Source organism: Curtobacterium subtropicum (assembly GCF_030362975.1).
Classification (GTDB): Bacteria; Actinomycetota; Actinomycetes; order Actinomycetales; family Microbacteriaceae; genus Curtobacterium; species Curtobacterium subtropicum.
Genome location: NZ_JAUCMM010000004.1, coordinates 200,566 through 224,621 on the forward strand (window position 1 = coordinate 200,566; position 24,056 = coordinate 224,621).

The window sequence follows — 24,056 nt, forward strand, 5'->3', positions numbered from 1 at the left end:
CAGGTTTCGGACACCGAACCGGGCTTCTTCGCGGTGCTGTGTCCGGAACCTGGTTTCGCGCGGCGGGCACCCGACGTGCGCGGCACCACGCGACGGACGGGAGGCACGGTGCGAGCCCGCACCGTGCCTCCCGTCCGTCTGCCGGTCGCGCCGGCCGCTCGCGTCAGTACGCGACGCCGAAGCGCGCGCGGTGGTGCGCCGGGTGCTCGATCTCGTCGACGACGGCGATCGCGTAGTCCGCGCCGGAGATGTCCGAGCTGCCCTCGCCGTCCGTCAGGAGCAGGTCGTCCGTGGTGCGGTACGTGCCCCGACGCTCGCCGGGGTTGTACCCGCCGAAGGCCGCGGCCGGGCTCACGTAGAACCAGTCGACGTCGCCGGTGTACCCGCCGGAACGCAGCCGGTCGAGGATCTCGCCGTGGCTCTTCGCCTCGCCCTTGAAGGCGTCGGGGAACTCCGCGGTGTCGTACAGCGCCGGGCCGCCCTCGGCGACGAGCAGCGAACCCGCACCTCCGACGATGCCGAGCCGGGCGCCGGCAGCAGCCGCGGCGTCGACGAAGTGCTGGAACTTCTCCTTGAGCTCGCTGCCGTCCGCCTGGACCGCGTGCAGCGAGACCACGACGACGTCCGCGTCCTTCGTGACGTCCGTGACGAAGTCGGCGTCGAAGGCGTCGCCCTGCGCGAGGGTGAGTCCCTCGGCGGCGTCGAGCTTCGAGGTGTCGCGGGCGACGGCGGTGACGGCGATGCCGCGGGACAGGGCCTCGCGGACGATGGCGGAGCCGGCGTACCCGGTGCCGCCGAAGACGACGATGGTGGTCATGAGTGTCCTTCCGTGACTGGTGCAGCCGACCGTACTCGCGTTACTCTCTTCTGGGAAGTAGGCACCTCACAGTGCGTAACGGAGGACAGGATGTCGGCGCTCGAGTACAGCCCCTACGCGGCGGACTGCCCCTCGCGGCAGCTGCTCGACCGGATCGGTGACCGGTGGAGCGTCCTGGTCATCGGGTCGCTCGTGGACGGACCGCGGCGGTACTCCGCCGTTGCCGACCGGGTGCAGGGCGTGTCGCAGAAGATGCTCACGCAGACGCTCCGAGCCCTCGAGCGGGACGGGCTCGTGACGCGCACGGTCTTCCCCGAGATCCCACCGCGGGTCGAGTACGAGCTCACCGAGCGGGGTCGATCGCTGCGGGCGGTGCTGGCGCCGCTCGAGGACTGGGCGACGTCGCACATGGCCGACGTGCAGGACTCGCGGGACGCGTACGACGCGCGCTGAGCAGCGCCCCGGACGCGACGCGCGCTGGGCGACGCGCGCCGCCGGCAGGAGCCGAGCGTCGCGAGCAGGCGCGGCGCGCTCGGGCCGCAACCGCGCGGAGCGGCGGCGCCCCGCGGACGCGGCGCCCGCAGGCGTGGCGCCCCGCAGACGCGGCGCGCCCCGGACACGCGCGGCTGCCGCCGCTGACCGTCCCCAGGAAGACCCGAGGACCCGCGGTGGTTGCCTGGACACATGCGATCGATCGTCTACACGAAGCCCGGTGACAGCAGCGTCCTCGACCTGGTCGAGCGGGAGGTCCCGCAGCCCGGCCCCGGCGAGGTCCGCGTCCGCGTCGTCGTCTCCGGCGTGAACCCCACCGACTGGAAGGCCCGCGCCGGCGGCACCTACGGCGACGGCCTGCCGTTCCCCGAGATCACCCCGAACCAGGACGGCGCCGGTGTGGTCGACGCCGTCGGCGAGGGCGTCGACATCCTGCACGAGGGCGACCGCGTCTGGCTGTACATGGCCGCCGCCAGCCGCCCCACCGGCACCGCGCAGGAGTACACGGTCGTCCCGGCGTCGCGCGCGGTGGCCCTGCCCGAGGGCACGAGCTTCGACGTCGGCGCCTCGCTCGGCGTCCCCGCGATGACCGCCCACCGCGCCCTCACCACCCACGAGGACGGCCCGTCGCGGCTCGCACCCGGAGCGCTCGTGGGCCGCACCGTGCTGGTCGCCGGTGGCGCCGGGGCCGTCGGCCACGCCGCGATCCAGCTCGCCCGTTGGGCCGGCGCGACCGTCATCAGCACGATCAGCTCGGACGAGAAGGCGGCCCTGGCGACCGCCGCCGGCGCCCACCACACCGTGAACTACCGCGACGAGGACGCTGCCGCGCGCATCCGCGAGATCGCTCCCGACGGCGTGGACATCGTCGTCGAGGTCTCGATCCCCCAGAACGCTCAGCTCGTCGCGGACGTCCTGGCGAACCACGGCGTCGTGTCGATCTACGCGAACAACGGCGGCGACGAGGCGACGCTCCCGATCCGTCCCAACATGTCGGTGAACGCCCGCTACCAGTTCCTGCTGCTCTACACGATCGGCGACCGCGCCCTGTCCGCCGCCGCCGAGGACGTGACCGCCGCGCTGCGCGACGGCGTGCTCCCCGTCGGCGAGGACGCCGGCCTGCCCCTGACGCGCTTCGCGCTCGAGGACACCGCCGCCGCGCACGACGCCGTCGAGGGCGACGTGGTCGGCAAGGTCCTGATCGACGTCGCGGGCGAGTAAGGACCGGTCACCGACGCGACCGACTGACGGCCGCGAGGCGCCGCCCGCGACCCGACCACGGGTCGCCGTCGCGACCAGCTGACGGCCGGGAGGCGCGTGGCGGGTCCGCCCCGCGCCTCCCGGCCGTCCCGCGCCCACCTGGTACACAGGACCCATGACCGACGTCTCGACGCCCACGCCCGGAACCAGAGCACTCGTCCTCGGCGGAGGCGGCGTCGCCGGCATCGCGTGGGAGGTCGGGGTGCTCTCCGCCCTGCAGGAGGCCGGGGTCGACCTCGACGTCGCGGACCTCGTGGTCGGGACGAGCGCCGGCAGCGTCGTCGGCTCGTTCGTGCGCGCCGGCGCCGTGGCCCAGGCGTACGAGCAGCAGCACGCGCCGCTGCCGAGCACGTACGTCGAACCGGAGCGGATCGCCGGTGAGGACTACCAGGACCGACTGCTGCAGGTCCTCGCGGGGGCGACCTCGGAGCAGGACGCCCGCGCGCGGCTCGGCGCCGTGGCGCAGCAGGTCGTCACCGGACAGTCCGACGAGGAGCGGGTCGCGACGTTCAGCGAGACGCTGCCGTCGATCGAGTGGCCGGCGAAGCCGCTCGCGCTGACGGCGATCGACGCCCTCGACGGGTCGTTCCGGGTGCTGACGGCCGAGTCGGGCGTCCCGCTCCCCCGTGCCGTGGCCTCGAGCTGCTCGGTGCCGTTCGTGTGGTCGCCGGTGCACATCGACGGCGTGCCGCACTACGACGGCGGGCTCCGCTCGGCCACGAACGCGGACGTCGCCGCCGGGTACGAGCGCGTGCTCGTCGTGGCGTGCGGACCGGAGGGGCCGTCCCCGCTCGGACCCTGGCTCGACCTCGCGGTGGAGTCACTCCGGGCCGGCGGGAGCTCGGTCGAGACGATCGTGGCGGACAGCGGGGCGCAGCACGCGTTCGGCGACAACTCGTTGTCCCTGTCGACGCAGGCGCCCTCGGCGACCGAGGGCCGACGGCAGGGCGAGGCGGCAGCGGAGGCGATCGCCGCGTTCTGGGCGTAGGCGGCGGGTGCCGTGCGCGCCGCAGTGCCGTGCGCGCCGCAGTGCCGTGCGCGCCGCAGTGCCGTGCGCGCCGCAGTGCCGTGCGCGCCGCAGTGCCGTGCGCGCCGCAGTGCCGTGCGCGCCGCAGTGCCGTGCGCGCCGCGGTGCCGTGCGTGCCGCGGTGCCGACCGGTGCCCGCTCCGCTCGCGACATCACGCGCGTCGATCGACGAGTGCGATGTCGCACGATGCACACGCACCGAATGCGTGCGCACGGATCGACATCCCGCGTGTCGATCGACACGTGCAACGTCGGACGAGCGCGCTCCGCCGGGGTCCCGCCCGGCCCAGCGCACCGCCGGTCACGGCTCAGACGAACGCGGCCTGCCCCGTGATCGCCCGCCCGACGATGAGCGTGTTCACCTCGCGCGTGCCCTCGTAGGAGTAGATCGCCTCGGCGTCGGAGAAGAACCGCGCGACGCCCTTGTCGAGCACGATGCCGTTGCCACCCTGGACCTCGCGGCACCAGCCGACGGTCTCGCGCATCTTCGCCGTCGCGAACGCCTTCGCCATCGCGGAGTGCTCGTCGCCGCCGATCCCCTGGTCCTGCATCGCCGAGGCCTGGGTGCACAGGGCGATCGACGCGGTGATGTTCATGAGCGACCGCACGAGCAGGTCCTGGACCATCTGGTGCGCCGCGATCGGCTTGCCGAACTGGATGCGCTCGCGGGCGTAGGCGAGCGCGGCCTCGTAGGCCCCGATCGCGATGCCGACGGCCTGCCATGCCACCTCGGTGCGGGTGAGCCGGAGCACCGCGGCCGTCGTGCGGAACGAGTCCGCCCGCTGCAGTCGGCGCGACTCGGGCACCCGGACGCCGTCGAGCACGATGTCGGCGTTCTGCACGGTGCGCAGGGCGATCTTGTCCTCGATCTTCGTCGCGGTGAAGCCGGGGGTGTCGGCCGTCACGAGGAACCCCTTGACCTGCTCGTCGGCGACGTCCTTCGCCCAGATGACGACGACGTCCGCGAAGGTCGCGTTGCCGATCCACCGCTTCTCACCGTCGAGCACCCACGTGTCACCCTCGCGCCGGGCGGTGGTCCGGAGCCCGCGCGCGGAGTCGCTGCCGGACAGCGGCTCGGTCAGCCCGAAGGCCCCGACGACCTCGCCACGCGCCATCCGCGGCAGCCACTCCTGCTGCTGCTCGTCGCTGCCACCGACCGCGATCGAGTTCATCGCCAGGCCGGACTGCACCCCGATGAACGTCGAGACGCCGGCGTCGATCCGACCGAGCTCGAGCGCCGCCCAGCCGCGGTAGACCGCCGAGTTCTCGAAGTGCCGGACGAGCGGGATGCTCGGGCCGTACATGCCGAGCTCCGCGAGCGGCGCGATCGTCTGCTCCGGGAACTCCGCCCGCGCCCAGTACTGGTCGGCGATCGGGCGCACCTCGGCCTCGAGGTACGCGCGCAGCTGCCCGAGCGACTCCCGCTCCCTGGGCGTGAGCCCCTCCTGGAACCGGTAGAAGTCGGATTCGAGCAGGGGCGTGTCGGTGATCGACGTTGACATGGCACCAACGATGCATCATTCTCGAAAACGTTGCAAGACCGGCGTCGGCACTCAGGGGGAACGGTGAGGAACGAACCACTCGGCACGCTCGGGTCGACGCTCGTCCCGAGCGCGCTGGCCGCCAGACTGGAGGCCCACGGCGACTCCCAGCGCGCGTTCCGTTCCGCACGGCGAGCGTTCATCGACGGGGCACGCATCGACATGGGCTCGCTCGCCGCGTCGCTCGGTGTCGACCGGACGTCGCTGTTCCGCTGGGTCGGCAACCGCGACCAGCTGCTCTCGGAGATCCTGTGGTCGCTCGCCGTCCCGACGCTCGACGCCGCGGGGCGGGCGGCCGCACCCTCCGGCGCCGGGCGGGTCGTCGATGTGCTCGACCACTTCACGGCGGACCTCATCCGGGCGCCGTACTTCCGCGCGTTCCTGACCCGGGAACCGACCCGAGCACTCCGCCTGCTCACCACGACCGACAGCGACGTGCAGCGCCGGTTCGTGGCGGTCATGACCGCCGTGATCGCAACCGAACAGGAAGCGGGGGCGTTCGATCCGGCGCCCCTGTCCGCGGAGGAGCTCGCGCGATTGCTCGTCCGGGTGTCGGAGTCGTTCACCTACGCGGACCTGATCTCCGGCGAGACGCCGGACCCCGAGCGCGCCCGGACGACGTTCGAGTACATCCTCCGGCCGTGACGCCCGGGATCCGAGCCCGCGAGCTCACTTCTTCGCGGCGAGCTCCAGGTTGATGTCGTCCGGGTCCTGCACGGACAGGATCACCATGCCGGCGTCACCGAGGTCGGTGACCTCGCCGTGCTCGATGCCGGCGGCGTCGAGGCGTCCGGCAGCGGCGTGCAGCTCGTCGACGGAGCCCACGACGAAGCTCACGTGGTCGAGGCCGACGGTGTCCGGGTCGAAGCGCTGTCCGCTCGGCGCGACCGGACGCAGCCCGAAGAGCTGGTCGCCGACCGGGAAGATCGCGCCGCCGTACAGCCGCTCGCGGTCCTCACTGATGCCGGGCTCGTCGATGTGGTCGCTGAAGTCCATCGCCGGTGCCACGCCGAGCAGCTGCTCGTAGAAGGCCTTGCTGCGGTGGATGTCGGTGACGGTGACCCGGACGTGGGCGAGGCCGAGGGGCTTGACGATCTGTTCGCTCATGCACCAGAGCCAACGCCGTCAGACTGGGCGACCCCGGGCAGCGTGCGGCTACCGGCCACCACCGACGAGGAGCGTCCGATCAGGCGTCTGCCGGTCGCGGTGCCGCGAGCTCGAGGTTGATGTCGTCCGGGTCCTGCAACGACAGGATGACGAGGCCGAACGGTTCGAGGTCCGTGACCGCTCCGTGCACGATGCCCGCCGCGTCGAGACGATCGACTGCGCCGTGCAGGTCGTCGACGGACCGGACCCGCAGACTCAGGTGGTCGAGACCGACCCGGTCGGGGTCGAAGCGGTCACCGGGGGGCGCCACCGGACGGAGCCCGAGCGTCTGCCCGTGGAACGTGAACGAGCACCCGCCGTACGTCCGCCACGGGTCGTCGTGGATCGTCGGGTCGTCGATCTGTTCGCTGAAGTCGCTTCCCGGCGGCATGCCGAACAGCTGCTGGTAGAAGGCCTTGCTCCGACGGATGTCCGTCACCGTGAGTCGGACGTGCGCGAACCCCTGCGGGTCGACGATCCCGCCGCCGGCGCTGCTCACCGGAAGCCAGCGGCGTCGAAGACGTGCCGAGGGAGTCCGTGGCCCGTGCAGCGGTCCCGGCGACGGACACCGCGGAAGACCTCGCGGACGTGTTCCCCGCAGCCGGTCCACGAGGTCTTGCCGCACACCGGGCACTGGACGGACTCGCACATGAGCCCGACGGTACGCACCGGATCCGCCGGAGGGCACGGGGCAGTGTCTCCCGCACGCTCGACGGTCCGGAACACGCACTCCGCACGCCGCAGTCGCGTGCTCCGAGTGGCCCTGCGCCGGTCAGATCAACGCGTCGGTGAGGTGGTTCGGCGTGCCGAAGCGGTGTGCCGTGATCGACACCGCCTGCTCGCGCAGGAACGGGAGCAACTCGATGCGGCCGGCCTCGGTAACGAGCTCTCCGTACACGGCGACGTCCGGCCGTCCACCGATCGCGGTCGTCAGCGCCGCAGTGTCGCCGCCGATCAGCCGGACGCGGGTGGACTCTCCACGCTCGACGCGCTTCGCGAACGCCTCGTCGGACTGCCCCTCGGCGACGGAGCGCACGTTCGGCAGCGCACGGATCGCGGACGCGAGCGCCGACGGCAGCGCGCCCACCGTCGAGACGTCGATCGTCGTGCCGGCCCGGACGGCTGCGGCGACGACGCGCACGAGGTCGGCGACCGCGGACTCCTCCGCCGAGGCAAGACGGACGTGCACACCCGGGTACGGCAGGTAGCGCGCGATGTTCCGCTCGGCCGAGAGCGCCGAGACGTCGATCGCTGCGCCGAAGAGGGACGACCAGGCCTGCTCGTCGGACGCGGTGGCCCGGTCGAGCGACTCGGACGCGATCCCGGTGGCGCGGAGGAACGAGCGCACCGGTGCCGACGCGGGCGCACCGGCCGACGCCACCGAGGGCGACCACGAGCCGAGTCCGAGCAGGTAGTTCAGCCCGCCGGCCTTGGTGCCGGCCCCGACCGCGGACTTCTTCCACCCGCCGAACGGCTGCCGCCGGACGATCGCTCCGGTGATCCCACGGTTGACGTAGAGGTTCCCCGCCTCGATCCGGTCGAGCCAGGTGCCGATCTCGGACGCGTCGAGGGAGTGCAGGCCCGAGGTCAGGCCGTAGTCGACCTCGTTCACGATGGCGATCGCCTCGTCGAGGGTCTTCGCGGTCATGATCCCGACAATCGGGCCGAAGTACTCCGTCCGGTGGAACGCCGACCCACGTCGGACGCCGTCGCGGACGCCGGGGCTCCAGAGCTTGCCGGTGTCGTCGAGGCGCTTCGGAGTGACCGCCCAGGACTCCCCCGCGCCGAGCGTGGTGAGGCCCTCGAGCAGCTTGCCCGCAGCGGGCTCGATGACCGGGCCCATCTGCGTCGTCGGGTCGGTCGGGTACCCGACGGTGAGCGACGACACGGCGTCGAGGAGCTGCGAGCGGAACCGGCGCGAGGTCGCCACGGAACCGACGAGCACGACGAGCGAGGCGGCGGAGCACTTCTGGCCGGCGTGCCCGAACGCCGAGGCGACGACGTCCTTCACGGCGAGGTCCAGGTCGGCCGACGGCGTGACGATGATGGCGTTCTTGCCCGAGGTCTCCGCGAGCAGCGGCAGGTCGGGGCGGAACGACCGGAACAGCTCGGCGGTCTCGTACGCACCGGTGAGGATGACCCGGTCGACCTGGGGCGCGGCGATGAGCTGCTTGCCGAGGTCGTCCTCGGCCACCTGCACGAAGGCGAGCACGTCGGCGGGGACCCCGTGGGCGTCGAGCGCGGTCTCGATGATCGACGCCAGCACGGCGCCGCAGCGCTCGGCGGGCGGCGCGGGCTTGAGCACGACGGCCGACCCGGCGGCGAGCGCGGCGAGGGTCGAGCCGGCCGGGATCGCGACCGGGAAGTTCCACGGCGGCGTGACCAGGGTCAGCGCGGCGGGCGTGAAGGACGCGCCGTCGACGTCGTCGAGCTGCGCGGCGAGCTCGCCGTAGAAGTGGGCGAAGTCGATCGCCTCGGAGACCTCGACGTCGGCCTGGTCGATCGTCTTGCCGGCCTCGGCCGCCATGACCTCGACGAGCGCGGCGCGGTTCGCCTCGAGCGCGTCGCCGACGGCGTGCAGGACCGCGCCGCGGGCAGCGCCGGACCACTCGCCCCACTCGGTACCGGCGGTGCGGACGCGACCCAGGACGGACTCGAGCTGCTCGGCGGAGGTGAGCCGGGCCTCCTGGACGGCGCGTTCACCGAGTGTCGACGTGGCGATGCGGGACGTGATCGCGGCACCCCACTCGCGGACCGCCGCGACCGACGGGTCGCTGTCCGGCGTGTTCTCGAAGTGCCCGGGCCGGGGCCGCTCGACCGCCGCGTACCGGTCGGCGATGCGGTGCGGAGCCGGGGCGTCGAGACCGCCGGGCTGTGTGAGCGGGGCGAGGGAGTCGCGGAAGCGGGACTCCTCGCGTGCGAAGAGCTCGGGCGACGAGGCCAGCGAGAACACCGCCGACATGAAGTTCTCCTGCGACGCGCCTTCTTCGAGCCGTCGGATCAGGTAGGCGATCGCGACGTCGAACTCGCCCGGGTGGACGACCGGCGTGTACAGGAGCAGCGAACCGACCGTGCGGCGGACCGCCTCGGCCTGCCCCTGGGCCATGCCGAGCAGCATCTCGAACTCGATGCCGTCACGGACGCCGCGCTCCCCGGCGAGCAGCCAGGCGTGCGCGACGTCGAACAGGTTGTGCCCGGCGACGCCGACGCGGACGTTCGCGATGCGCTCGGGCGTCAGCGCCCAGTCGAGCACGCGCTTGTAGTTGGTGTCAGAGTCCTGCTTCGTGTGCCAGGTGGCGAGCGGCCAACCGTGCACCGAGGCCTCGACCTGCTCCATCGGCAGGTTCGCGCCCTTGACGAGCCGGACCTTGATGTCGGCACCGCCGCGGGCACGACGCGCGGCCGACCACTCCTGCAGGTGCTGCATCGCGGCGAGCGCGTCGGGCAGGTACGCCTGGAGCACGATGCCCGCTTCGAGGTCGGTGAACTCCGGCTCGTCGAGGAGCTTCGTGAAGACCGCGATCGTCAGGTCGAGGTCCTTGTACTCCTCCATGTCGAGGTTGATGAACTTCCGCGGCGAGCTCTGCACAGCGAGGCGGAAGAGCGGGCGGAGCTTGGCGATGATGTCCTCGACCGCGTGGTCGAAGGCCCACGGGGAGTGCGGGTGCACGGTCGACGAGACCTTGATCGAGACGTAGTCGACGTCGTCGCGGGCGAGGAGCCGCTGCGTGCCCTCGAGCCGGCGCGAGGCCTCCTTCTCGCCGAGCACGGCCTCCCCGAGCAGGTTGACGTTCAACCGGACGCCGTCGCGCTTGATCTTCGCGATGGCCGGGCCGAGCTTGGCGTCGGTCGCATCGACGATGAGGTGGCCGACCATCTCGCGGAGCACCCGGCGCGCGATCGGGACGACGACCCCCGGCAGCACCGGAGCCATGCCGCCGCCGAGCCGGACGAGGCCGCGGAGCGCCGCGGGCAGGAAGCCGGGCGCGCCGGGCGCGATCTGCCGGAGCTTCCGGGCGGCGACCCCCAGGTCCTCGGGCCGGACGACGCCGTCGACGAACCCGACCGCGAAGTCGAGTCCCGCCGGGTCGGCGAGGACCCCGGCGAGCTGCTTCGCCGAGCCATCGACCGGGTAGGTCTCGGCCTCGGCCAGCCACTGGCGGACGAGGGCGACGGACTGGTCCGCCAGGTCGTCGTGCGGGGTCGGAGCGGCGTCGGTGTCGCGTGCCTGGAGGTCGGTCATGGGATCAGTGTGGAGTTCCCGAAGCGTAAGCGGAAGCAACTCCTGCTGACGCGTACCGTTCAGTTCAGCTACTGTTCCGTCATGCTCGACGTCCGCCGTCTCGTGCTCCTCCGGGAACTCTCGATCCGGGGCACCGTCGCCGCCGTGGCCGCGGCGATGAACTTCACCCCCTCCGCGGTGTCGCAACAGCTCGCGGTGCTCGAGCGCGAGGCCGGCGTGCAGCTCCTGCGACGCTCCGGTCGGCGGCTGCAGCTCACCCCGCAGGCCGAGGTCCTCGTGGCTGCGGCGGGCGAGGTGCTCGACGTGCTCGAACGCGCGCAGGCCAGCGTGGAGTCGACCCTGACGTCCGTGCAGGGCCGCGTGCGCGTCGCCGTCTTCCAGTCCGCCGCCCTCGCCCTGATGCCGACGGCACTCCGCACGATGGCGCTGGAGCACCCCGACGTCCGGGTCGAGATGGTGCAGCGCGAGCCGGAGACGGCGCTCAACGAGACCTGGGCGCGGGACTTCGACATGGTGATCGCCGAGCAGTACCCGGCGCACGCGGCACCGCGCTTCCCCGGGCTCGACCGTCGCGACCTCACCACCGACTCGGTCCGCCTCGCGCTCCCACCCGTCGACGTCTGCCTGGTGCCGCTCACGGACGACGACCCCGGAGTTGCCCTGCTCGACGCCGCGGACATGCCGTGGGTGATGGAGCCCCGTGGGGCCGCGTCCCGGCACTTCGCCGAGCAGACCTGCCGCCGCGCCGGCTTCGAACCGGACGTCCGCTACGAGACCGCCGACCTGCAGGCGCAGATCCGCCTGATCGAGTCGGGGAACGCGGTCGGCCTGATGCCCGACCTCGTGTGGGCGGGTCGCTCGACGTCCTGTCGGCTCCTCGACCTGCCCGACCCGGCACGCCGCACGATCTTCACGGCCCAGCGGATGTCGAGTGCGGACTCGCCCGCCGTGACGGCCCTCCGGGCGGCCCTCGAGGACGCGGCCGCCGCGCAGCGCGACCACGCGTGACGCCGTGCTCCCCCGTCGTTGCCGGATCGTGACCTGACGTCGGTGAGATCGGTCGCCGTGCTGCACACCTCCAGGTGAGGAGCCACCACGGCCCCACCGCACATCAGGGAGAAGTCATGCAGCACGTCGACCGGCCGGCCCTCCGGCACACCACGGCGCTCCGACCGGGCGCGACGATCGCGTCTGCCGTCGCCGCACTCCTGCGGGCGCCCTCCGTACGGAGAGCCGCACACACCCCCGGTGCAGGTCACGATCCGGCCACACGCGTCCGCGTTGCGCGGCTGAACCCCTACGATCCGAGAACGCCGGACAGTCACGGCAGACTCTCACGATCCGGCACCCGACCGGACCTGATCCCTGGGGGAACAGTGCACCGCAGCACCTCCACGACCCGACGCGCCTGCGCGCTGGGGACCACCGTCGCACTCATCGGTCTGACCACCGGTCTGGGTGTCTTCACCTCGACCGCCGCGTTCGCTGACACGACGGCTGCCGTCTCGTCGACCGACCCGTCGCAGTCGACCGCCGCACCGACCGACACCACGACGGCCGCGCCGACCGACACCGCGACCAGCGCCCCGGCCAGCGAGTCGTCCGATGCCGGGACGACCCCGACCGCAGACCCGTCGTCCCCGGCCGACGCCGAGACGCCGTCGGCCACCGAGACCCCAGCGCCGTCGTCGTCAGACCCAGCGACGACGGACGCAGCGTCGACGGACGCAGCGTCGACGCACGCAGCATCGACGCCGTCCCCGGCCGCCACCGCCCCCGCGCCGACGGGCAGCTCGACCGCCGCCGCAGTGGCCGCACCGACGGTGACCATCGTCGGCACGCCCACCGTCGGCAGCACGCTGGGGTACGTCTCCACCGGGTTCACCGACCCGATCGACGCCGTCTGGAGCGTCGACGACGAATGGGTGGGGCGCAGTGACACCTTCGTCGTGCCGAAGGAGCTGGTCGGCAAGACGATCACCCTGACGCTGCTGGGCAGCACCCAGGAGCAGTTCGCGAAGGACACCGTCGTCGTCGCCCAGGCCCTGACACTGACGACCACCGCCGGCCAGGCGTTCTCGCGCTCGTTCGCCGTTCCGGCGCCGGGCGGTGCCGTGCGGTACTCCGTCGGCTACGCCGACCCGTCGTCCGCCGACCCCACGGACCCCGAGGACGACCCGGCGTTCCGCCTGCCCTACGACCTGGAGCTCGACGCGACGACCGGTGTCCTGAGCGGCACGCCGATCGTCGCCGGCGAGTACGAGTTCACGATCGTCGCCACGGACGGGACGTCGACCACGACCCAGTACGTCGAGATCACGGTCGACCCAGCCGCGGCCGTCGGTGTGCTCGCCTACGCCACGGACACCTCGTCGGCTGAGTACTACGACTCCATCGACGAGAACGGTGACGCCCACCTGACGCACCCGGTCAGGACCTGGATCATCCACCCGGACGGCAGCATCACCAGCTTCACCCAGCCCACGGACGACTCGCAGGAACCGTCGATCGTGGAGGGCGGCAACCCGATCGTGGCCCAGGGCGGCTCGCTCTGGATCAGCGGGGAGCTGGTCGACGAGTTCGGGAACTCGACGACGCAGTACGACGCGGACGGCAACCGCCCCGAGCCGACCGTGACGAGCGACGTCGCGAGCGACCAGATCGCCTTCGACGAGGACGAGTACGCGACGAAGGTCACGTTCCCGCACGCTTCGACCCACCGCCTGACGGTGGCGCAGGACGGCCTCTCGGTGTCCTTCCCGGTGACCGTCGTCCCGACCGCCGCGACCGTCGGCACCACGCCGACGGTGCCGACGGCCACGAAGGGCCAGCTCGCCTTCACCGGTGCCGACGAGACCGCGCCGATCGCCTGGGCCCTCGGCCTGATCGCCGCCGGTGCCGGTCTGGCAGGCTCCCGCACCATCGGTCGCCGTCGAGCCCAGCGCTGACACCGCCGTCCGGCACGACCGCCGGTCCCGTTCGTCGGGGCGTCGGAACGGTCCGGACGGGAGGCACCTCCCGCGGCCCCGCCGTGTCCCACCCGGACACGACGGGGCCGTCGGCGTCCGTGCGGACACGGCCGGTCGGCTGCCCGTCCGCGGTGGCCCGGCATCGGTAGCGTGGGCCGCATGCCCTCCCTGCTGCACATCGACTCGTCGGCCGACCTCGCCCACTCGCGTTCGCGCGCCCTGACCGCCGCGTTCGCGGACGCCTGGCGCGCCCGCGGTCCCGAGTACACGGTGGTGCGGCGGGACCTGCACATCGACCAGCTACCGCACCTGGAGTCGTCAGCGCTGCACTGGGCAGCGGCCGACCGCACCGCCGAGGAGACCGTCGCACCCGAGGCCGAGGCGCTCCGGCAGGAGGTCATCGACGAGCTCCTCGCCGCCGACGCCGTCGTGGTGGGCGCGCCGCTGTACAACTACACGGTGCCGTCGACCCTCAAGGCGTGGATCGACCGCGTCCACGTGCCCGGTGTCCTGGCGGGCGACGTGCAGCCGCTCGCGGGTCGCCCCGTGGTGACCGTGGTCAGCCGTGGGGCGACCTACGACGCGGGCTCGCCGACCGAGACCTGGGACCACGGCTCGCCGGTGCTGCACCTCATCCTCGGGACCGCGCTCGGCATGAAGCTGTACCCGGTGACCGTCAGCGCCACGCTCGCCGACCGGATCCCGGACCTCGCGCCGCTCGCCGAGCACGCGGCGGCCGAGTTCGCCGACGCCCGCACGACGCTCGAACGGCTGGCAGCGACGGTGGTCTGACGCTGCCGGTCGTCTGGCGCCGCCGGGCGTCCGGCACCGCCGGTCGTCGCCGACACTCAGGCGGGACGGATCTCGTCCGATCGGCCGAGCAGGTCGGCGTGGAAGGCGGTCTGCGTCAGCGCGCTCGCGAGCAGGAACCCCGTCATCGCGTCGATCCCACCGCTGAACGGCACGCGCGACGCGACCTCGAACAGCGTCGGCGACGTCAGCGCGTCGAGCGCTTCGGCGACGTGCCGGGAGCGCTCCTCGCGGTGCTGTGCCAGCGTCCACGCACGCGTCACGACGTCCCGGAAGCGGTACTCGTGCCCCGGGCAGACCTCGAGGTCCCCGAACCCGTCGAGCCGCGCGAGGGAGGCCAGGTGGTCGCCCAGCGGGTTCGTCGCCGTCCGCCCGCCCAGGCCGATCCCCGGGTTGATCCGCGGCAGGACGTGGTCGCCGGTGAAGAGCAACCCGTCGCCCTCGTCGACGAGGCACAGGTGCCCGGCGGTGTGGCCCGGCGTCCAGAGCGCCCGGACCGCGCGCCCCGCGACCGGCAGCACGTCGCCGTCCTCCACGAGCAGGTCCGCGAACGGCTCCGCCGTCTGCCCGAGCCCGATCCGGCGTCCGCTCCCCCAGGCCGCGACGACGCCGGCGACCAGCGCGTCGGGCAGCCCCCACCGGGCGATGTCGGCGTCGTTCGCCGCGGCGTCCTCGCGCTCCCGACGCAGGGCGTCGACCTCCAGCCGGTGCATCGCGACCCGGGCTCCACTGGCACGCCGGAGTGCGGCGGCAGCGCCGAGGTGGTCGGCGTGCAGGTGCGTCACGACGACGAGCCCGACCTGGTCGACGGACCGCCCGATCGCCGCGAGCCCTGCCCGGAGCACCCCGAGGTCGTCGTCGTCGGCCCAGCCGGGGTCGACCACCGTGAGCGAGCCGTCCGTCCCCTCGAGCACGTAGGACAGGGTCGCGTCCGGAACGCCCCCGCGGAACGGCACCGCGATGGTCCACACACCGGGCCGGACCTGCTCGACGGGCGGCAGCACGCCGGCGCGGAGCGCGGCGGCCTGCACGGGGCTGATCGGTTCCGGTGCCGGCGCTGCCGGCGGGGGCACGGTCGTCACGCGACCACCCTAGTGACGACGCCGCGCGACCAGGGTGAGCCGAGCCTCCAGGCCGGGATCCGTGTGCGCTGCGGGACCGCCGGAGCCGAGCCGAGCCTCCCGGCCGTCCACCGGAGCACCCGCGAGTAGACAGGCCGCATGGAGATCGCACCGATGCTCGCCAAGGCCGTCGCCACCGTGCCCGACCCCGACAGCGTCCGCGGCGGCCTGCGGTACGAACCGAAGTGGGACGGCTTCCGCGGGATCGTCACGGTCGACGGCGACGACGTCACCATCGGCAGCCGCGGGTCGAAGCCACTGACCCGGTACTTCCCGGAGCTCGTCGAAGCGTTCCGCGCGCAGTTCGGCGGGCGCGACCACCCGGTCGTGCTCGACGGCGAGGTGGTCCTGCGGAGCGGCGAGCCGGGCGCCGAGCACCTCGACTGGGAGGCCCTGTCGCAGCGCATCCACCCGGCCGAGTCGCGGATCCGGAAGCTCAGCGTCGAGACCCCGGCGCAGTTCGTCGCGTTCGACCTGCTGGTCGCCGACGGCGCGGAGCTCCTCGACCTGCCGTTCGACGAGCGGCGTGAGCGGCTCGAGGCCCTCGCGGACGGCATGACCGACCCGCTGTACGTCACCCGGACCACGCTCGACGTCGACCTCGCCCGCGAGTGGCTCACCACGTTCGAGGGCGCCGGGCTCGACGGGGTCGTCGCGAAGCCGCGGGCGAAGGCGTACGAACCGAACAAGCGCACCATGCTCAAGGTGAAGCACCACCGGACCGCCGACGTCGTCGCGATCGGGTACCGCGTGCACAAGAGCGGCAGCGGGGTCGGCTCACTGCTCGTCGGGCTGTACGACGCGGACGGCGAGATCCGGCAGGTCGGCGGCGTCTCCGCCTTCACCGACCGTCGTCGCCAGCAGTTGGTCGAGGAACTCGAGCCCGTCGTGCTCCGCGATGCGGACGGGAGGCCCGTCACCGGTGACGGGGAACGGTCGCGGTTCTCGTCGGGTCGCGACACCTCGTTCGTCCAGCTCGAACCGTCGCGCGTGCTCGAGGTGCGGTACGACCAGATGGAGGGCGACCGGTTCCGGCACACGGTGCAGTTCGAGCGGTTGCGGCCGGACAGGGACGCCCGGTCGTGCGGGTTCGAACAGCTCGATGTCCCTTCTGCGTACGACCTCCGCGACGTCTTGTCCTAGCGCTTGCACCAGCTGCCGCTCGCCAATATGCTCGCAGTAGTTAGGCTAACTAGTGACTTCCGGACAGTGATCCGGGGGCGCGGGAGACGGGAGCGGGACATGATCATCGACGGCATCAGCGACGCCAACCGCGGCACCTGGTCCCGCCTGACACGTCTGCACACGGCGAGCGTCACGCTGCCGATGCACACCAGCCGGGTCGCGAAGCCAGAGCAGCGCGCCGAGGACGTCGCCGCGGCCTGAACGGCCCGGCCGTCACGACTTCTTCGCTCGTGACGGCTGCACGCGCGGCGGCTCACCGGGCATCTTCGGGAAGTCCGGCGGGAACGGCAGCTCACCCAGTCCGTCCGCCAGGTCACGGTCCCACCACGCGAGCAGCGGGGCGAGGTCGCCCGGCTCCTCGTGCATGGTCTCCCACGGATCGCCGACCGTCGACAGGCGCTCGGGCACCGTCCGCACCGTGAACGTCGTCGGGTCCGCGCCGTCGAGCTCGTCCCAGGTGATCGGCGTCGACACACTCGCGTGGGCGAGGGCCCGTGGACTGTAGGCGCCGGCCATCGTGCGGTCGCGGTTCGCCTGGTTGAAGTCGACGAACACGCGCTGCCCGCGCTCCTCCTTCCACCACGCCGTCGTGACCCGGTCGGGCATCCGCCGCTCGAGTTCCCGCGCCGCCGCGATCACCGCGTGGCGGACGTCGAGGAACTCGTGCTCGGGGCGGATCGGGGCGAACACGTGCAGGCCGCGGTTGCCGCTCGTCTTGATCCAGGCCGTGAGCCCGACCTCGGCGAGCACCGTCCGGAGTTCGTGTGCGACCGGCACGGTGTCGTGGAAGTCCGTACCCGGCTGCGGGTCGAGGTCGATGCGGAGCTGGTCCGGGTGGTCGCTGTCCTCGGCGCGGGACGCCCACGGATGGAACACGACGGTGTTCATCTGTGCCGCCCACACCGCGACCGCCGGCTCGTCGATCACGAGTTGCGGGTGCGACCGGCCGCTCGGGTAGGTCACCGTGACGTCACGCACGTACCCGGGAGCACCCTTCGGCGGGTTCTTCGAGAAGAACGACTCGCCGTCGATGCCCGAGCCGAACCGCTGCAGCGAGACCGGGCGGTCGCCGTTCGCCCGGACGAAGGGCTCCCCCACGGCGACCAGGTACTCGGCGAGGTCGAGCTTCGTGATGCCGGGGTCCGGGAAGAGCACGCGCGACGGGCTGCTGATCCGGACCTCCCGGTCGCCGTCCGGACCCGGGACCGTCAGCGTCGTCGCCTCGCTCGCCATGCAGCGGACCGTACACGGCCCCACCGCCGACAGGTCACATCGTGTTCCAGTGCAGGTGCCCGTTCGCGTCGGGTCCCTTGCCACCGCACCGGTACGACTTCCCGGTCGAGGACTGCGCAACAGCGCCGTTCTGGGCGTCGGTGCAGAACGCACCCGGCGTGATGACGCCAGCGGCAGGTGCCGGCGCGGCAGGTGCCTGCTGTGCGGGTGCCGGTGCCACGGGAGCCACGGGAGCCGGAGCCGGCGCGACGTACGACCCGATCGCGGTCACCTCGGTGACGGGCAGCCTCGTGATCTCCTTGCCCACCTCGTTGCGGTCGGTCTCGATGCCGTCGGTCGTCGTCACGCGCCAGGTGGTCGTCTCGACACCGTCGACCCCGGCGGTCGTGACCTTCGTCTGTCCCTTCGGCAGCGCGGGGTCGTCGACGGTCCTCCGGTCGAACGGTATCGCTGCGTCGGACGTGACCTCGGTCACCGCGACGACCGGCGTCGGGGTGGGGGTCGGCGTCGCCGTGCGGGAGGACTTCGGCGCGGCGGACGAGTCCGCGGTGGTCACGACCGCGGCTGGACGGGTGTCCCCGACGCTCGCAGCAACCGATCCGACGACCGCGCCGGCGGTTCCGACTCCCCCGAGCCAGACCACGGCTGCCACGGCGACCACGATCGTCGCCTTCGTCTTCGTCCTGAGCGCTGCCCACCGCATGTCGTCTGCCCCTTCCGGCGTTCCGACCAAGAGAATGACGACCTCTCACGATCGGTCGCGACCCCCACAACGGGGCGCCGCGTTGCTCGGACACGGCGCTCCTGTCCCGCCGTCCCGCCGTCCCCCGTTCCGCCGAGCGGGCCAGATCTGTCACGCTCGACGCCCCCGACCGACGGAATGCACCCGCTCGGCGTCCCACGGCCGGCGTTTCCTGCCCGTTCGGCGTCGGCGGGCTGCCGTTCGGCGTCGGCGGAGGACCGCTCGGCGGCGGTTGCGGAGGTGGTGGAGCGTCGACCGGGCGACTCCGGGCACGATGGAGGGGTGACGGCGTACCTCGGTGTGGACCTGGCGTGGGGGCTCGGCAGCGACCGGAAGCCCGCCAACGAGACCGGACTCGTCGCGATGGACGACGACGGCACCATCACCGACGCCGGGTGGGCCCGCGGGGTCGACGCCGTGACGGACTGGATCACCGCACACCTCGGTCCCCGGACCCTGATCGCGGTCGACGCCTCCCTCGTGGTGACGAACCCCACCGGCATCCGCGAGGCCGAACGGCAGGTCGGACAGCGCTACGGCCGGTGGAAGGTCGCGGCGAACCCGACGAACCTGGCCTCCGCGGCGAGCGCCGGCGCCCGGCTGCTCGACCGGCTGACCGAGCTCGGCGTCGGGTACGTGTCCTCGACGGCGGCGATGCGGGAGCGCACCGGACCGGCGGCGTTCGAGTGCTACCCGTACACCACGCTCGTGGGCATCGAGGAGCTCGGCTACGACGAGGAACGTCCGCGGTACAAGCGCCTCGACCTGAAGCTCCCCGCCGCGGTCGCCCGGCAGCGGCGCGCCGAGGCCTTCGACGACCTGGTGCACCGACTGCGCACGACCCCGCTCGACCCGCCGCTGCTGCTCGACGCGCACCCGCTGACGGCCGGGCTCGCCGACCCCTCGGTGCTGCACGGACCGACGCACAAGCACCGGGAGGACCTGCTCGACGGCGCCCTCTGTGCGTGGACCGCCGCGTTCTGGGAGCGGCACGGCGACGGACGGGTGCAGGTGCTGGGAGGCGATCCGGGCCTCCCGTCCGACCCGCCGGACGAGGCGGGCCGCCACCCCGCCGTGGTGGCGCCCGCCCGTGGGTCCCAGCGGCGGCCGCGCGGCTAGGCTCGACGCCGTGAGCACCACGACCGAACCCCTGCGCATCGGGCTGGTGTCGCTGCACACCTCCCCCGGCGACGAGCCCGGATCCGGCGAGGTCGGCGGCATGAACGTCGTCGTCCGGCACCAGGCCGAGGCCCTGGCCGACCGCGGCCACCAGGTCGAGATCATCACGCGGCGCTCGTCGCCGACCCAGCCCGACAGCGTGTCGCTCGTGCCGGGCGTGTGCCTGCGGTTCCTGTCCGCCGGTCCCGCGGAGCCGGTGCCGAAGGGCGAGCACGACGCGTTCATCGAGCCGTTCCGGGCGGGTCTCGAGGAGCTCGGCCCGTACGACGTGCTGCACTCGCACCACTGGTTCTCGGGCGTCGCCGCGCTGCCCGTGGCCCGCGAGCGGGGCATCCCGCACGTGCAGTCCTTCCACTCCATCGCCGCCGAGTCGGACACACCGCTGTCCGAGGGCGAGCGCCCCGAGTCCGCCGGCCGTCCCGCGGGTGAGCGCATGCTGGCGCGCGAGTCCGACGCCGTGGTCGTGGTGTCGTCGGCCGAGGCGGCGACCGTCCGCACCCGCCTGGGCGGGGACGCGTCGCGCACCTGGATCGTGCCGCCGGGCGTCGACGGGTCCGTCTTCCGCCCCGCCGGCGCGGGTGCGCGCCGCGCCGAGACGCCCTACGTCGTCGCGGCAGCACGTGTGCAGCCACTCAAGGGGCTCGACCTGGCGATCGAGGCGGTCGCGGGCATCGGCCGGGAGGCCCGCCCCACCCTCGTCATCGCGGGCGACGCCTCGAGCGAGGCAGGCGACTACGTGGACGAACTGCGTCGGCTCGCCGCCGCGCACGGCATCGCCGACCGCGTGACGTTCGTCGGTCCGCAGTCGCGTGCCGACCTGGCCTTCCTGTTCCGTGGCGCAGCGGCGGTGCTCGTGCCGTCGCACTCGGAGACGTACGGACTCGTGGCGCTCGAGGGCTCCGCGTCCGGGGTGCCCGTCGTGGCCGCGGCTGCCGGTGGACTGCGCGAGGCCGTGGTCGACGGGGAGACCGGGGTCGTGCTCGAGTCGCGGGACCCGGGCGACTGGGCCGCCGAGATCGAGCGGATCCTGACCGACGACTCCTACGCCGCCGGGCTCGCCGCCGCGGGCCGTGAGCACGCCGAGCGACTGAGCTGGGAGCGTTCGGCCGCAGGACTCGAGGACGTCTACCGCCGGGTGCTCGGACGCTCGTGACGGCGTTCGGCCTCGACCCCTTCTGGGCCGCGCTCGACGCCGTCCCGGTGGCCGACGACGCCGAGGCGCTCTACGCGACCGACACCGCCGAGGGACGACTCCGCCGGGCGAACCTGTCCGCCTACCTCTCCCACGTCGGCGCCTCGGCCGACACCGTGCTCGTCGCCGAGGCCCCGGGCTGGCGCGGCATGACGAACACGGGCATCCCGTTCACGAGCATGCGGGAGCTCGGCACGCTCGGGTTCGACGTGCTCGTGCCGCCGGAGCCGACCGCGCCGTGGGAGGCCTCGTCGCGGGTCGTGCACGCGGCGCTGGAGGACTGGTCCGGGCCGCTCCCCCTGGCGTGGGCGATCTTCCCGCACCACCCGTTCGTCGCCGGGGACCGGCTGACGAACCGGACGCCGCGGCCGGCCGAGGTGCGCTCGGGTGCCCCGGTCGCGCTCGCGCTGCTCGAGGCGCTGCGTACGGCTCGCGGTACCGGACACCCGGTGCGGGTCGTCGCCGTCGGGCGCAAGGCGCAGGGTGCGCTCGCGCTGGCGGGGATCGACGCCGTGGCGGTGCGGCACCCGGCGCAGGGCGGCGCCGCGCAGTTCACGGAGCAGGTGCGGGCGCTGCAGCGATAGTGCGGGGCGGCCGGGTCGACGGTGCGGGCGCTGCAGGCATCGTGCGAATCAGGCGACGATCTCGCTGTCGTACGACGTCGGCGATGTCGTCCGAGCCCACGCGGCGGGCAGCACACGGCTCAGGCGACGATCTCGCTGTCGTACGACGTCGGCGATGTCGTCCGAGCCCACGCGGCGGGCACCGCAGTCGCCCCCGTCCGGGCGCGCCGGCGTCAGGCGGAGCGGACCTCGACACCCTTCGCAGCGAGGCGCTCGGTCACGTGCGCGGGCAGCGGCGCGGCGGCGTACACGGTCGTCAGCGCCGGGAGGTCGAGCACGTCGTCCCAGTTCTGCGGGTCGTACCGGTCGTCGGAACCGTCCCAGCCGGGGTGGACGTCCTGCAGAACCTCGAGGTCGGAGTCGACGGTGAGTTCCGTCACCAGCGCCAGGTGGGACGGCAGCAGGTCGAGGTCGTCGTAGTACTCGCGGGCACGGTCGTCCTGCCCCTCGACGTCGAGGTCCTCGCCGGCGTCCTCGTCCGCGTCACCGTCGTAGGGCTCGAGCACGTCGAGGTCGTAGCACAGGACGTCCAGCACGAGCAGCTTGGCGTTGAAGTCGGCGAACTCGACGGGTTCTTCGGTGGTGTCGGCATCGTCGTACATGTCCCGGAGCGTAGCGATCGGCACCCGAGAGCGGCCGCGTGATCCAGGCAACGGGCGTGTTGCAGGCAGCGGCGATCTTCCTGTGAGAGTAGACAGAGTGCCATCCCTCGGGAAAGGCTGACGTATGACCACCACCAAGTCGGACGTGACGCAGCAGGAGCAACCCACGCTCAAGCGCGTCATCGGCCCCAAGCTGCTGCTGCTCTTCATCGTCGGCGACATCCTCGGCACGGGTGTCTACGCGTTGACCGGTCAGGTCGCCGCAGAGGTCGGCGGTGCCGCGTGGCTCCCCTTCCTCATCGCGTTCGCGGTCGCCCTGCTCACCGCGTTCTCGTACCTGGAGCTCGTGACGAAGTACCCGCAGACCGCGGGCGCCGCCCTCTACGTCCACAAGGCGTTCGGCATCCACTTCGTCACCTTCATCGTCACGTTCATCGTGATGTGCTCGGGCATCACGTCGGCGAGCACGGCGTCGCGGGCCTTCGCGGCGAACCTCGGCGCGGGCTTCGGTCTCGAGCTGCCGAACGGCGTCGTGATGCTCATCGCGATGGGCTTCATGCTCGCGGTGATGGCGGTCAACTTCCGCGGTGTCAGCGAGAGCGTCAAGACGAACGTCGTGCTCACCCTGGTGGAGCTGTCCGGTCTCGTGATGGTGATCCTCATCGGGTTCTGGGCGATCGCCGGCGGCAACGCGGACTTCTCGCGCGTGGTGATGTTCGACACCCCCGAGGACAAGACCCTGCTGCTGTCGGTGTCCACCGCGACCTCGCTGGCGTTCTTCGCGATGGTCGGCTTCGAGGACTCGGTGAACATGGCCGAGGAGACCAAGGACCCGTCGAGGATCTTCCCGAAGGTGATGCTCACCGGCCTCGGCATCACGGCCGTCATCTACGTGCTCGTGTCGATCTGCGCCGTCGCCGTCGTGCCGATCGGCGAGCTCGCCGGCAACGAGACCCCGCTCGTCACGGTCGTGCAGACCGCGGCACCGGACTTCCCCATCGCCGACCTGCTGCCGTTCATCTCGATGTTCGCGGTCGCCAACACCGCGCTGATCAACATGATGATGGCGTCCCGACTGCTGTACGGCATGAGCAAGCAGGGCGTGCTGCCCGGGTTCCTGTCGCGGGTCTCGCCGGCCCGTCGCACCCCCTCGACCGCGATCGTCTTCACCACGCTCATCTCGCTCCTGCTCATCGGGTGGGTCTCGCTCGACCCGGACTCCCCCATCGTCGTGGTCCTCGGCGGGACGACGTCGCTGCTCCTGCTCTCGGTCTTCGCGGTCGTGAACCTGTCGGTGCTCGTGCTCCGTCGCGATCACGTCGGGCACGAGCACTTCCGGGCCGGCGTCGTGATCCCGGTGATCGGTGTCGTGACCTGTCTGTGGCTGGTGCTGCCGTTCTCGTCCGGTCGTGACCCGCAGCAGTACCAGATCGCCGGCGCGCTGCTCGGCCTCGGCGTCCTGCTCTGGCTCCTCACCTGGTTCACGCACGGGCGCAAGCAGACCGAGAAGGCGCCGACCGGACTCGTCACCGAGCCGACCGCGGTCATCCGACCGGGGACCGGACACCGGCACCACGAGGACGGGGACCACACCGAGCGCGTCGACGGCGTGGACGGCGCCGAGCGCATCGACGGCCAGCACGACCGGCGGGACGGCTGATAGACGCGAGCGAGATCATCTTCGCGATCTCCATCGGGACGATCGTCCTGATCTCGCTGTCGATGGCCTTCCGCGACGGGCGGAAGCGCGACTGACCGGCTGACGTGCTGGCCGACGTGCGGGCAGCCGGATGCAGGCGGGCAGCGGCCGCCGGCGGCGACACCCCCGATCGGGCGGCTGCGGTTCCCAGCCGGTGACCGTACGCTCGTCGTGC

23 protein-coding genes are annotated in these 24,056 nt (G+C 72.6%); 13 read left to right on the plus strand and 10 right to left on the minus strand.

Annotated features, from left to right (window positions below):
• Nucleotides 1–163: 163 nt before the first annotated feature.
• Entirely contained in the window at nt 164–817 is a 654-nt protein-coding gene (locus QUG98_RS08370; RefSeq protein WP_289470090.1) for an NAD(P)-dependent oxidoreductase, read from the minus strand.
• Between the two features lie 90 nt (nt 818–907).
• Between QUG98_RS08370 and QUG98_RS08375 the strand changes: the two genes are divergently transcribed.
• The 3 genes from QUG98_RS08375 (at nt 908) to QUG98_RS08385 (ending at nt 3,557) form a co-directional block, all read left to right on the plus strand.
• Nucleotides 908–1,270: a winged helix-turn-helix transcriptional regulator gene (locus QUG98_RS08375; protein WP_289470091.1), complete on the plus strand. Its 363-nt coding sequence runs from the start codon at nt 908–910 to the stop codon at nt 1,268–1,270.
• 231 nt (nt 1,271–1,501) lie between these two features.
• Nucleotides 1,502–2,530: an NADPH:quinone reductase gene (locus QUG98_RS08380; RefSeq protein WP_289470092.1), complete on the plus strand. Its 1,029-nt coding sequence runs from the start codon at nt 1,502–1,504 to the stop codon at nt 2,528–2,530.
• Nucleotides 2,531–2,684: 154 nt separating this feature from the next.
• Nucleotides 2,685–3,557 (plus strand): patatin-like phospholipase family protein, encoded by an 873-nt coding sequence (locus QUG98_RS08385; RefSeq protein WP_289470093.1) that lies wholly within the window; start codon nt 2,685–2,687, stop codon nt 3,555–3,557.
• 347 nt (nt 3,558–3,904) lie between these two features.
• On the opposite strand, the gene QUG98_RS08390 is transcribed toward QUG98_RS08385, so the two are convergent.
• Nucleotides 3,905–5,098 (minus strand): acyl-CoA dehydrogenase family protein, encoded by a 1,194-nt coding sequence (locus QUG98_RS08390; RefSeq protein ID WP_289470094.1) that lies wholly within the window; start codon nt 5,096–5,098, stop codon nt 3,905–3,907.
• A gap of 63 nt (nt 5,099–5,161) precedes the next feature.
• On the opposite strand from QUG98_RS08390, the gene QUG98_RS08395 reads away from it, so the two are divergent.
• A complete protein-coding gene (locus QUG98_RS08395; RefSeq protein ID WP_289470095.1) occupies nt 5,162–5,782 on the plus strand; it encodes a QsdR family transcriptional regulator in 621 nt (206 codons plus the stop codon).
• Nucleotides 5,783–5,806: 24 nt separating this feature from the next.
• On the opposite strand, the gene QUG98_RS08400 is transcribed toward QUG98_RS08395, so the two are convergent.
• The 4 genes from QUG98_RS08400 to QUG98_RS08410 all read right to left on the minus strand — a co-directional run bounded on the left by QUG98_RS08400 (nt 5,807) and on the right by QUG98_RS08410 (nt 10,526).
• Nucleotides 5,807–6,244, minus strand: coding sequence for a VOC family protein (locus QUG98_RS08400; protein ID WP_289470096.1), 438 nt, complete (start codon nt 6,242–6,244; stop codon nt 5,807–5,809).
• A 79-nt stretch (nt 6,245–6,323) separates the two neighbouring features.
• Complete coding sequence (locus QUG98_RS08405; protein WP_289470097.1) at nt 6,324–6,782, minus strand: VOC family protein; 459 nt, start codon at nt 6,780–6,782, stop codon at nt 6,324–6,326.
• Nucleotides 6,779–6,934, minus strand: a complete 156-nt coding sequence (locus QUG98_RS16620; protein ID WP_491700644.1) for a DUF8730 family Cys-rich protein — start codon at nt 6,932–6,934, stop codon at nt 6,779–6,781. The genes QUG98_RS08405 and QUG98_RS16620 overlap by 4 nt, the downstream gene beginning before the upstream one ends.
• 121 nt (nt 6,935–7,055) lie before the next feature.
• Nucleotides 7,056–10,526, minus strand: a complete 3,471-nt coding sequence (locus tag QUG98_RS08410) for a bifunctional proline dehydrogenase/L-glutamate gamma-semialdehyde dehydrogenase (protein WP_289470098.1) — start codon at nt 10,524–10,526, stop codon at nt 7,056–7,058.
• An 81-nt stretch (nt 10,527–10,607) separates the two neighbouring features.
• On the opposite strand from QUG98_RS08410, the gene QUG98_RS08415 reads away from it, so the two are divergent.
• The 3 genes from QUG98_RS08415 to QUG98_RS08425 all read left to right on the plus strand — a co-directional run bounded on the left by QUG98_RS08415 (nt 10,608) and on the right by QUG98_RS08425 (nt 14,287).
• The gene (locus QUG98_RS08415) at nt 10,608–11,534 is read left to right on the plus strand and encodes a LysR family transcriptional regulator (protein WP_289470099.1); all 927 of its coding nucleotides are present in this window, start codon (nt 10,608–10,610) and stop codon (nt 11,532–11,534) included.
• 368 nt (nt 11,535–11,902) lie between these two features.
• Nucleotides 11,903–13,474 carry an Ig domain-containing protein gene (locus QUG98_RS08420; protein ID WP_289470100.1) on the plus strand — a complete coding sequence of 524 codons (1,572 nt, stop codon included), beginning with the start codon at nt 11,903–11,905 and terminating at the stop codon, nt 13,472–13,474.
• 180 nt (nt 13,475–13,654) lie between these two features.
• A complete protein-coding gene (locus tag QUG98_RS08425; protein ID WP_289470101.1) occupies nt 13,655–14,287 on the plus strand; it encodes an FMN-dependent NADH-azoreductase in 633 nt (210 codons plus the stop codon).
• Between the two features lie 56 nt (nt 14,288–14,343).
• Here the strand turns inward: QUG98_RS08425 and QUG98_RS08430 are convergent, their stop codons facing one another.
• Nucleotides 14,344–15,387, minus strand: coding sequence for an MBL fold metallo-hydrolase (locus QUG98_RS08430; RefSeq protein WP_289470102.1), 1,044 nt, complete (start codon nt 15,385–15,387; stop codon nt 14,344–14,346).
• Between the two features lie 138 nt (nt 15,388–15,525).
• On the opposite strand from QUG98_RS08430, the gene QUG98_RS08435 reads away from it, so the two are divergent.
• Nucleotides 15,526–16,569, plus strand: a complete 1,044-nt coding sequence (locus QUG98_RS08435; RefSeq protein WP_289470103.1) for an ATP-dependent DNA ligase — start codon at nt 15,526–15,528, stop codon at nt 16,567–16,569.
• A 99-nt stretch (nt 16,570–16,668) separates the two neighbouring features.
• Nucleotides 16,669–16,812, plus strand: coding sequence for a hypothetical protein (locus tag QUG98_RS08440; protein ID WP_161968408.1), 144 nt, complete (start codon nt 16,669–16,671; stop codon nt 16,810–16,812).
• Nucleotides 16,813–16,824: 12 nt separating this feature from the next.
• Here the strand turns inward: QUG98_RS08440 and ligD are convergent, their stop codons facing one another.
• A complete protein-coding gene (ligD, locus tag QUG98_RS08445) occupies nt 16,825–17,844 on the minus strand; it encodes a non-homologous end-joining DNA ligase (RefSeq protein WP_289470104.1) in 1,020 nt (339 codons plus the stop codon).
• Between the two features lie 34 nt (nt 17,845–17,878).
• Entirely contained in the window at nt 17,879–18,547 is a 669-nt protein-coding gene (locus tag QUG98_RS08450) for a G5 domain-containing protein (protein ID WP_289470105.1), read from the minus strand.
• A gap of 321 nt (nt 18,548–18,868) precedes the next feature.
• Between QUG98_RS08450 and QUG98_RS08455 the strand changes: the two genes are divergently transcribed.
• Genes QUG98_RS08455 through QUG98_RS08465 form a run of 3 tightly spaced genes read left to right on the plus strand, consistent with a single transcriptional unit; the run spans nt 18,869 to nt 21,541 of the window.
• A complete protein-coding gene (locus QUG98_RS08455) occupies nt 18,869–19,705 on the plus strand; it encodes a DUF429 domain-containing protein (protein ID WP_289470106.1) in 837 nt (278 codons plus the stop codon).
• A gap of 10 nt (nt 19,706–19,715) precedes the next feature.
• On the plus strand, nt 19,716–20,918 hold the full coding sequence (locus tag QUG98_RS08460) for a glycosyltransferase (protein WP_289470107.1): 1,203 nt from the start codon (nt 19,716–19,718) through the stop codon (nt 20,916–20,918).
• A complete protein-coding gene (locus QUG98_RS08465; RefSeq protein WP_289470108.1) occupies nt 20,915–21,541 on the plus strand; it encodes a uracil-DNA glycosylase in 627 nt (208 codons plus the stop codon). Before QUG98_RS08460 ends, QUG98_RS08465 begins: the two co-directional genes overlap by 4 nt.
• 212 nt (nt 21,542–21,753) lie before the next feature.
• Here QUG98_RS08465 and QUG98_RS08470 read toward each other — a convergent pair whose 3' ends face one another.
• Nucleotides 21,754–22,182 carry a DUF6892 domain-containing protein gene (locus QUG98_RS08470; protein ID WP_289470109.1) on the minus strand — a complete coding sequence of 143 codons (429 nt, stop codon included), beginning with the start codon at nt 22,180–22,182 and terminating at the stop codon, nt 21,754–21,756.
• 124 nt (nt 22,183–22,306) lie between these two features.
• Between QUG98_RS08470 and QUG98_RS08475 the strand changes: the two genes are divergently transcribed.
• Nucleotides 22,307–23,842 carry an APC family permease gene (locus QUG98_RS08475; RefSeq protein WP_289470110.1) on the plus strand — a complete coding sequence of 512 codons (1,536 nt, stop codon included), beginning with the start codon at nt 22,307–22,309 and terminating at the stop codon, nt 23,840–23,842.
• Nucleotides 23,843–24,056: the final 214 nt, after the last annotated feature.

What these genes read in the sequence shown, in the direction of transcription:
- QUG98_RS08410 (WP_289470098.1), bottom strand. Translation starts at nt 10,526, where the DNA reads ATGACCGACCTCCAGGCACGCGACACCGACGCCGCTCCGACCCCGCAC.
- QUG98_RS08440 (WP_161968408.1), top strand. Translation starts at nt 16,669, where the DNA reads ATGATCATCGACGGCATCAGCGACGCCAACCGCGGCACCTGGTCCCGC.
- QUG98_RS08385 (WP_289470093.1), top strand. Translation starts at nt 2,685, where the DNA reads ATGACCGACGTCTCGACGCCCACGCCCGGAACCAGAGCACTCGTCCTC.
- QUG98_RS08370 (WP_289470090.1), bottom strand. Translation starts at nt 817, where the DNA reads ATGACCACCATCGTCGTCTTCGGCGGCACCGGGTACGCCGGCTCCGCC.
- QUG98_RS16620 (WP_491700644.1), bottom strand. Translation starts at nt 6,934, where the DNA reads ATGTGCGAGTCCGTCCAGTGCCCGGTGTGCGGCAAGACCTCGTGGACC.
- QUG98_RS08380 (WP_289470092.1), top strand. Translation starts at nt 1,502, where the DNA reads ATGCGATCGATCGTCTACACGAAGCCCGGTGACAGCAGCGTCCTCGAC.
- QUG98_RS08375 (WP_289470091.1), top strand. Translation starts at nt 908, where the DNA reads ATGTCGGCGCTCGAGTACAGCCCCTACGCGGCGGACTGCCCCTCGCGG.
- QUG98_RS08435 (WP_289470103.1), top strand. Translation starts at nt 15,526, where the DNA reads ATGGAGATCGCACCGATGCTCGCCAAGGCCGTCGCCACCGTGCCCGAC.
- QUG98_RS08425 (WP_289470101.1), top strand. Translation starts at nt 13,655, where the DNA reads ATGCCCTCCCTGCTGCACATCGACTCGTCGGCCGACCTCGCCCACTCG.
- QUG98_RS08400 (WP_289470096.1), bottom strand. Translation starts at nt 6,244, where the DNA reads ATGAGCGAACAGATCGTCAAGCCCCTCGGCCTCGCCCACGTCCGGGTC.
- ligD (WP_289470104.1), bottom strand. Translation starts at nt 17,844, where the DNA reads ATGGCGAGCGAGGCGACGACGCTGACGGTCCCGGGTCCGGACGGCGAC.
- QUG98_RS08390 (WP_289470094.1), bottom strand. Translation starts at nt 5,098, where the DNA reads ATGTCAACGTCGATCACCGACACGCCCCTGCTCGAATCCGACTTCTAC.
- QUG98_RS08475 (WP_289470110.1), top strand. Translation starts at nt 22,307, where the DNA reads ATGACCACCACCAAGTCGGACGTGACGCAGCAGGAGCAACCCACGCTC.
- QUG98_RS08450 (WP_289470105.1), bottom strand. Translation starts at nt 18,547, where the DNA reads ATGCGGTGGGCAGCGCTCAGGACGAAGACGAAGGCGACGATCGTGGTC.
- QUG98_RS08415 (WP_289470099.1), top strand. Translation starts at nt 10,608, where the DNA reads ATGCTCGACGTCCGCCGTCTCGTGCTCCTCCGGGAACTCTCGATCCGG.
- QUG98_RS08470 (WP_289470109.1), bottom strand. Translation starts at nt 22,182, where the DNA reads ATGTACGACGATGCCGACACCACCGAAGAACCCGTCGAGTTCGCCGAC.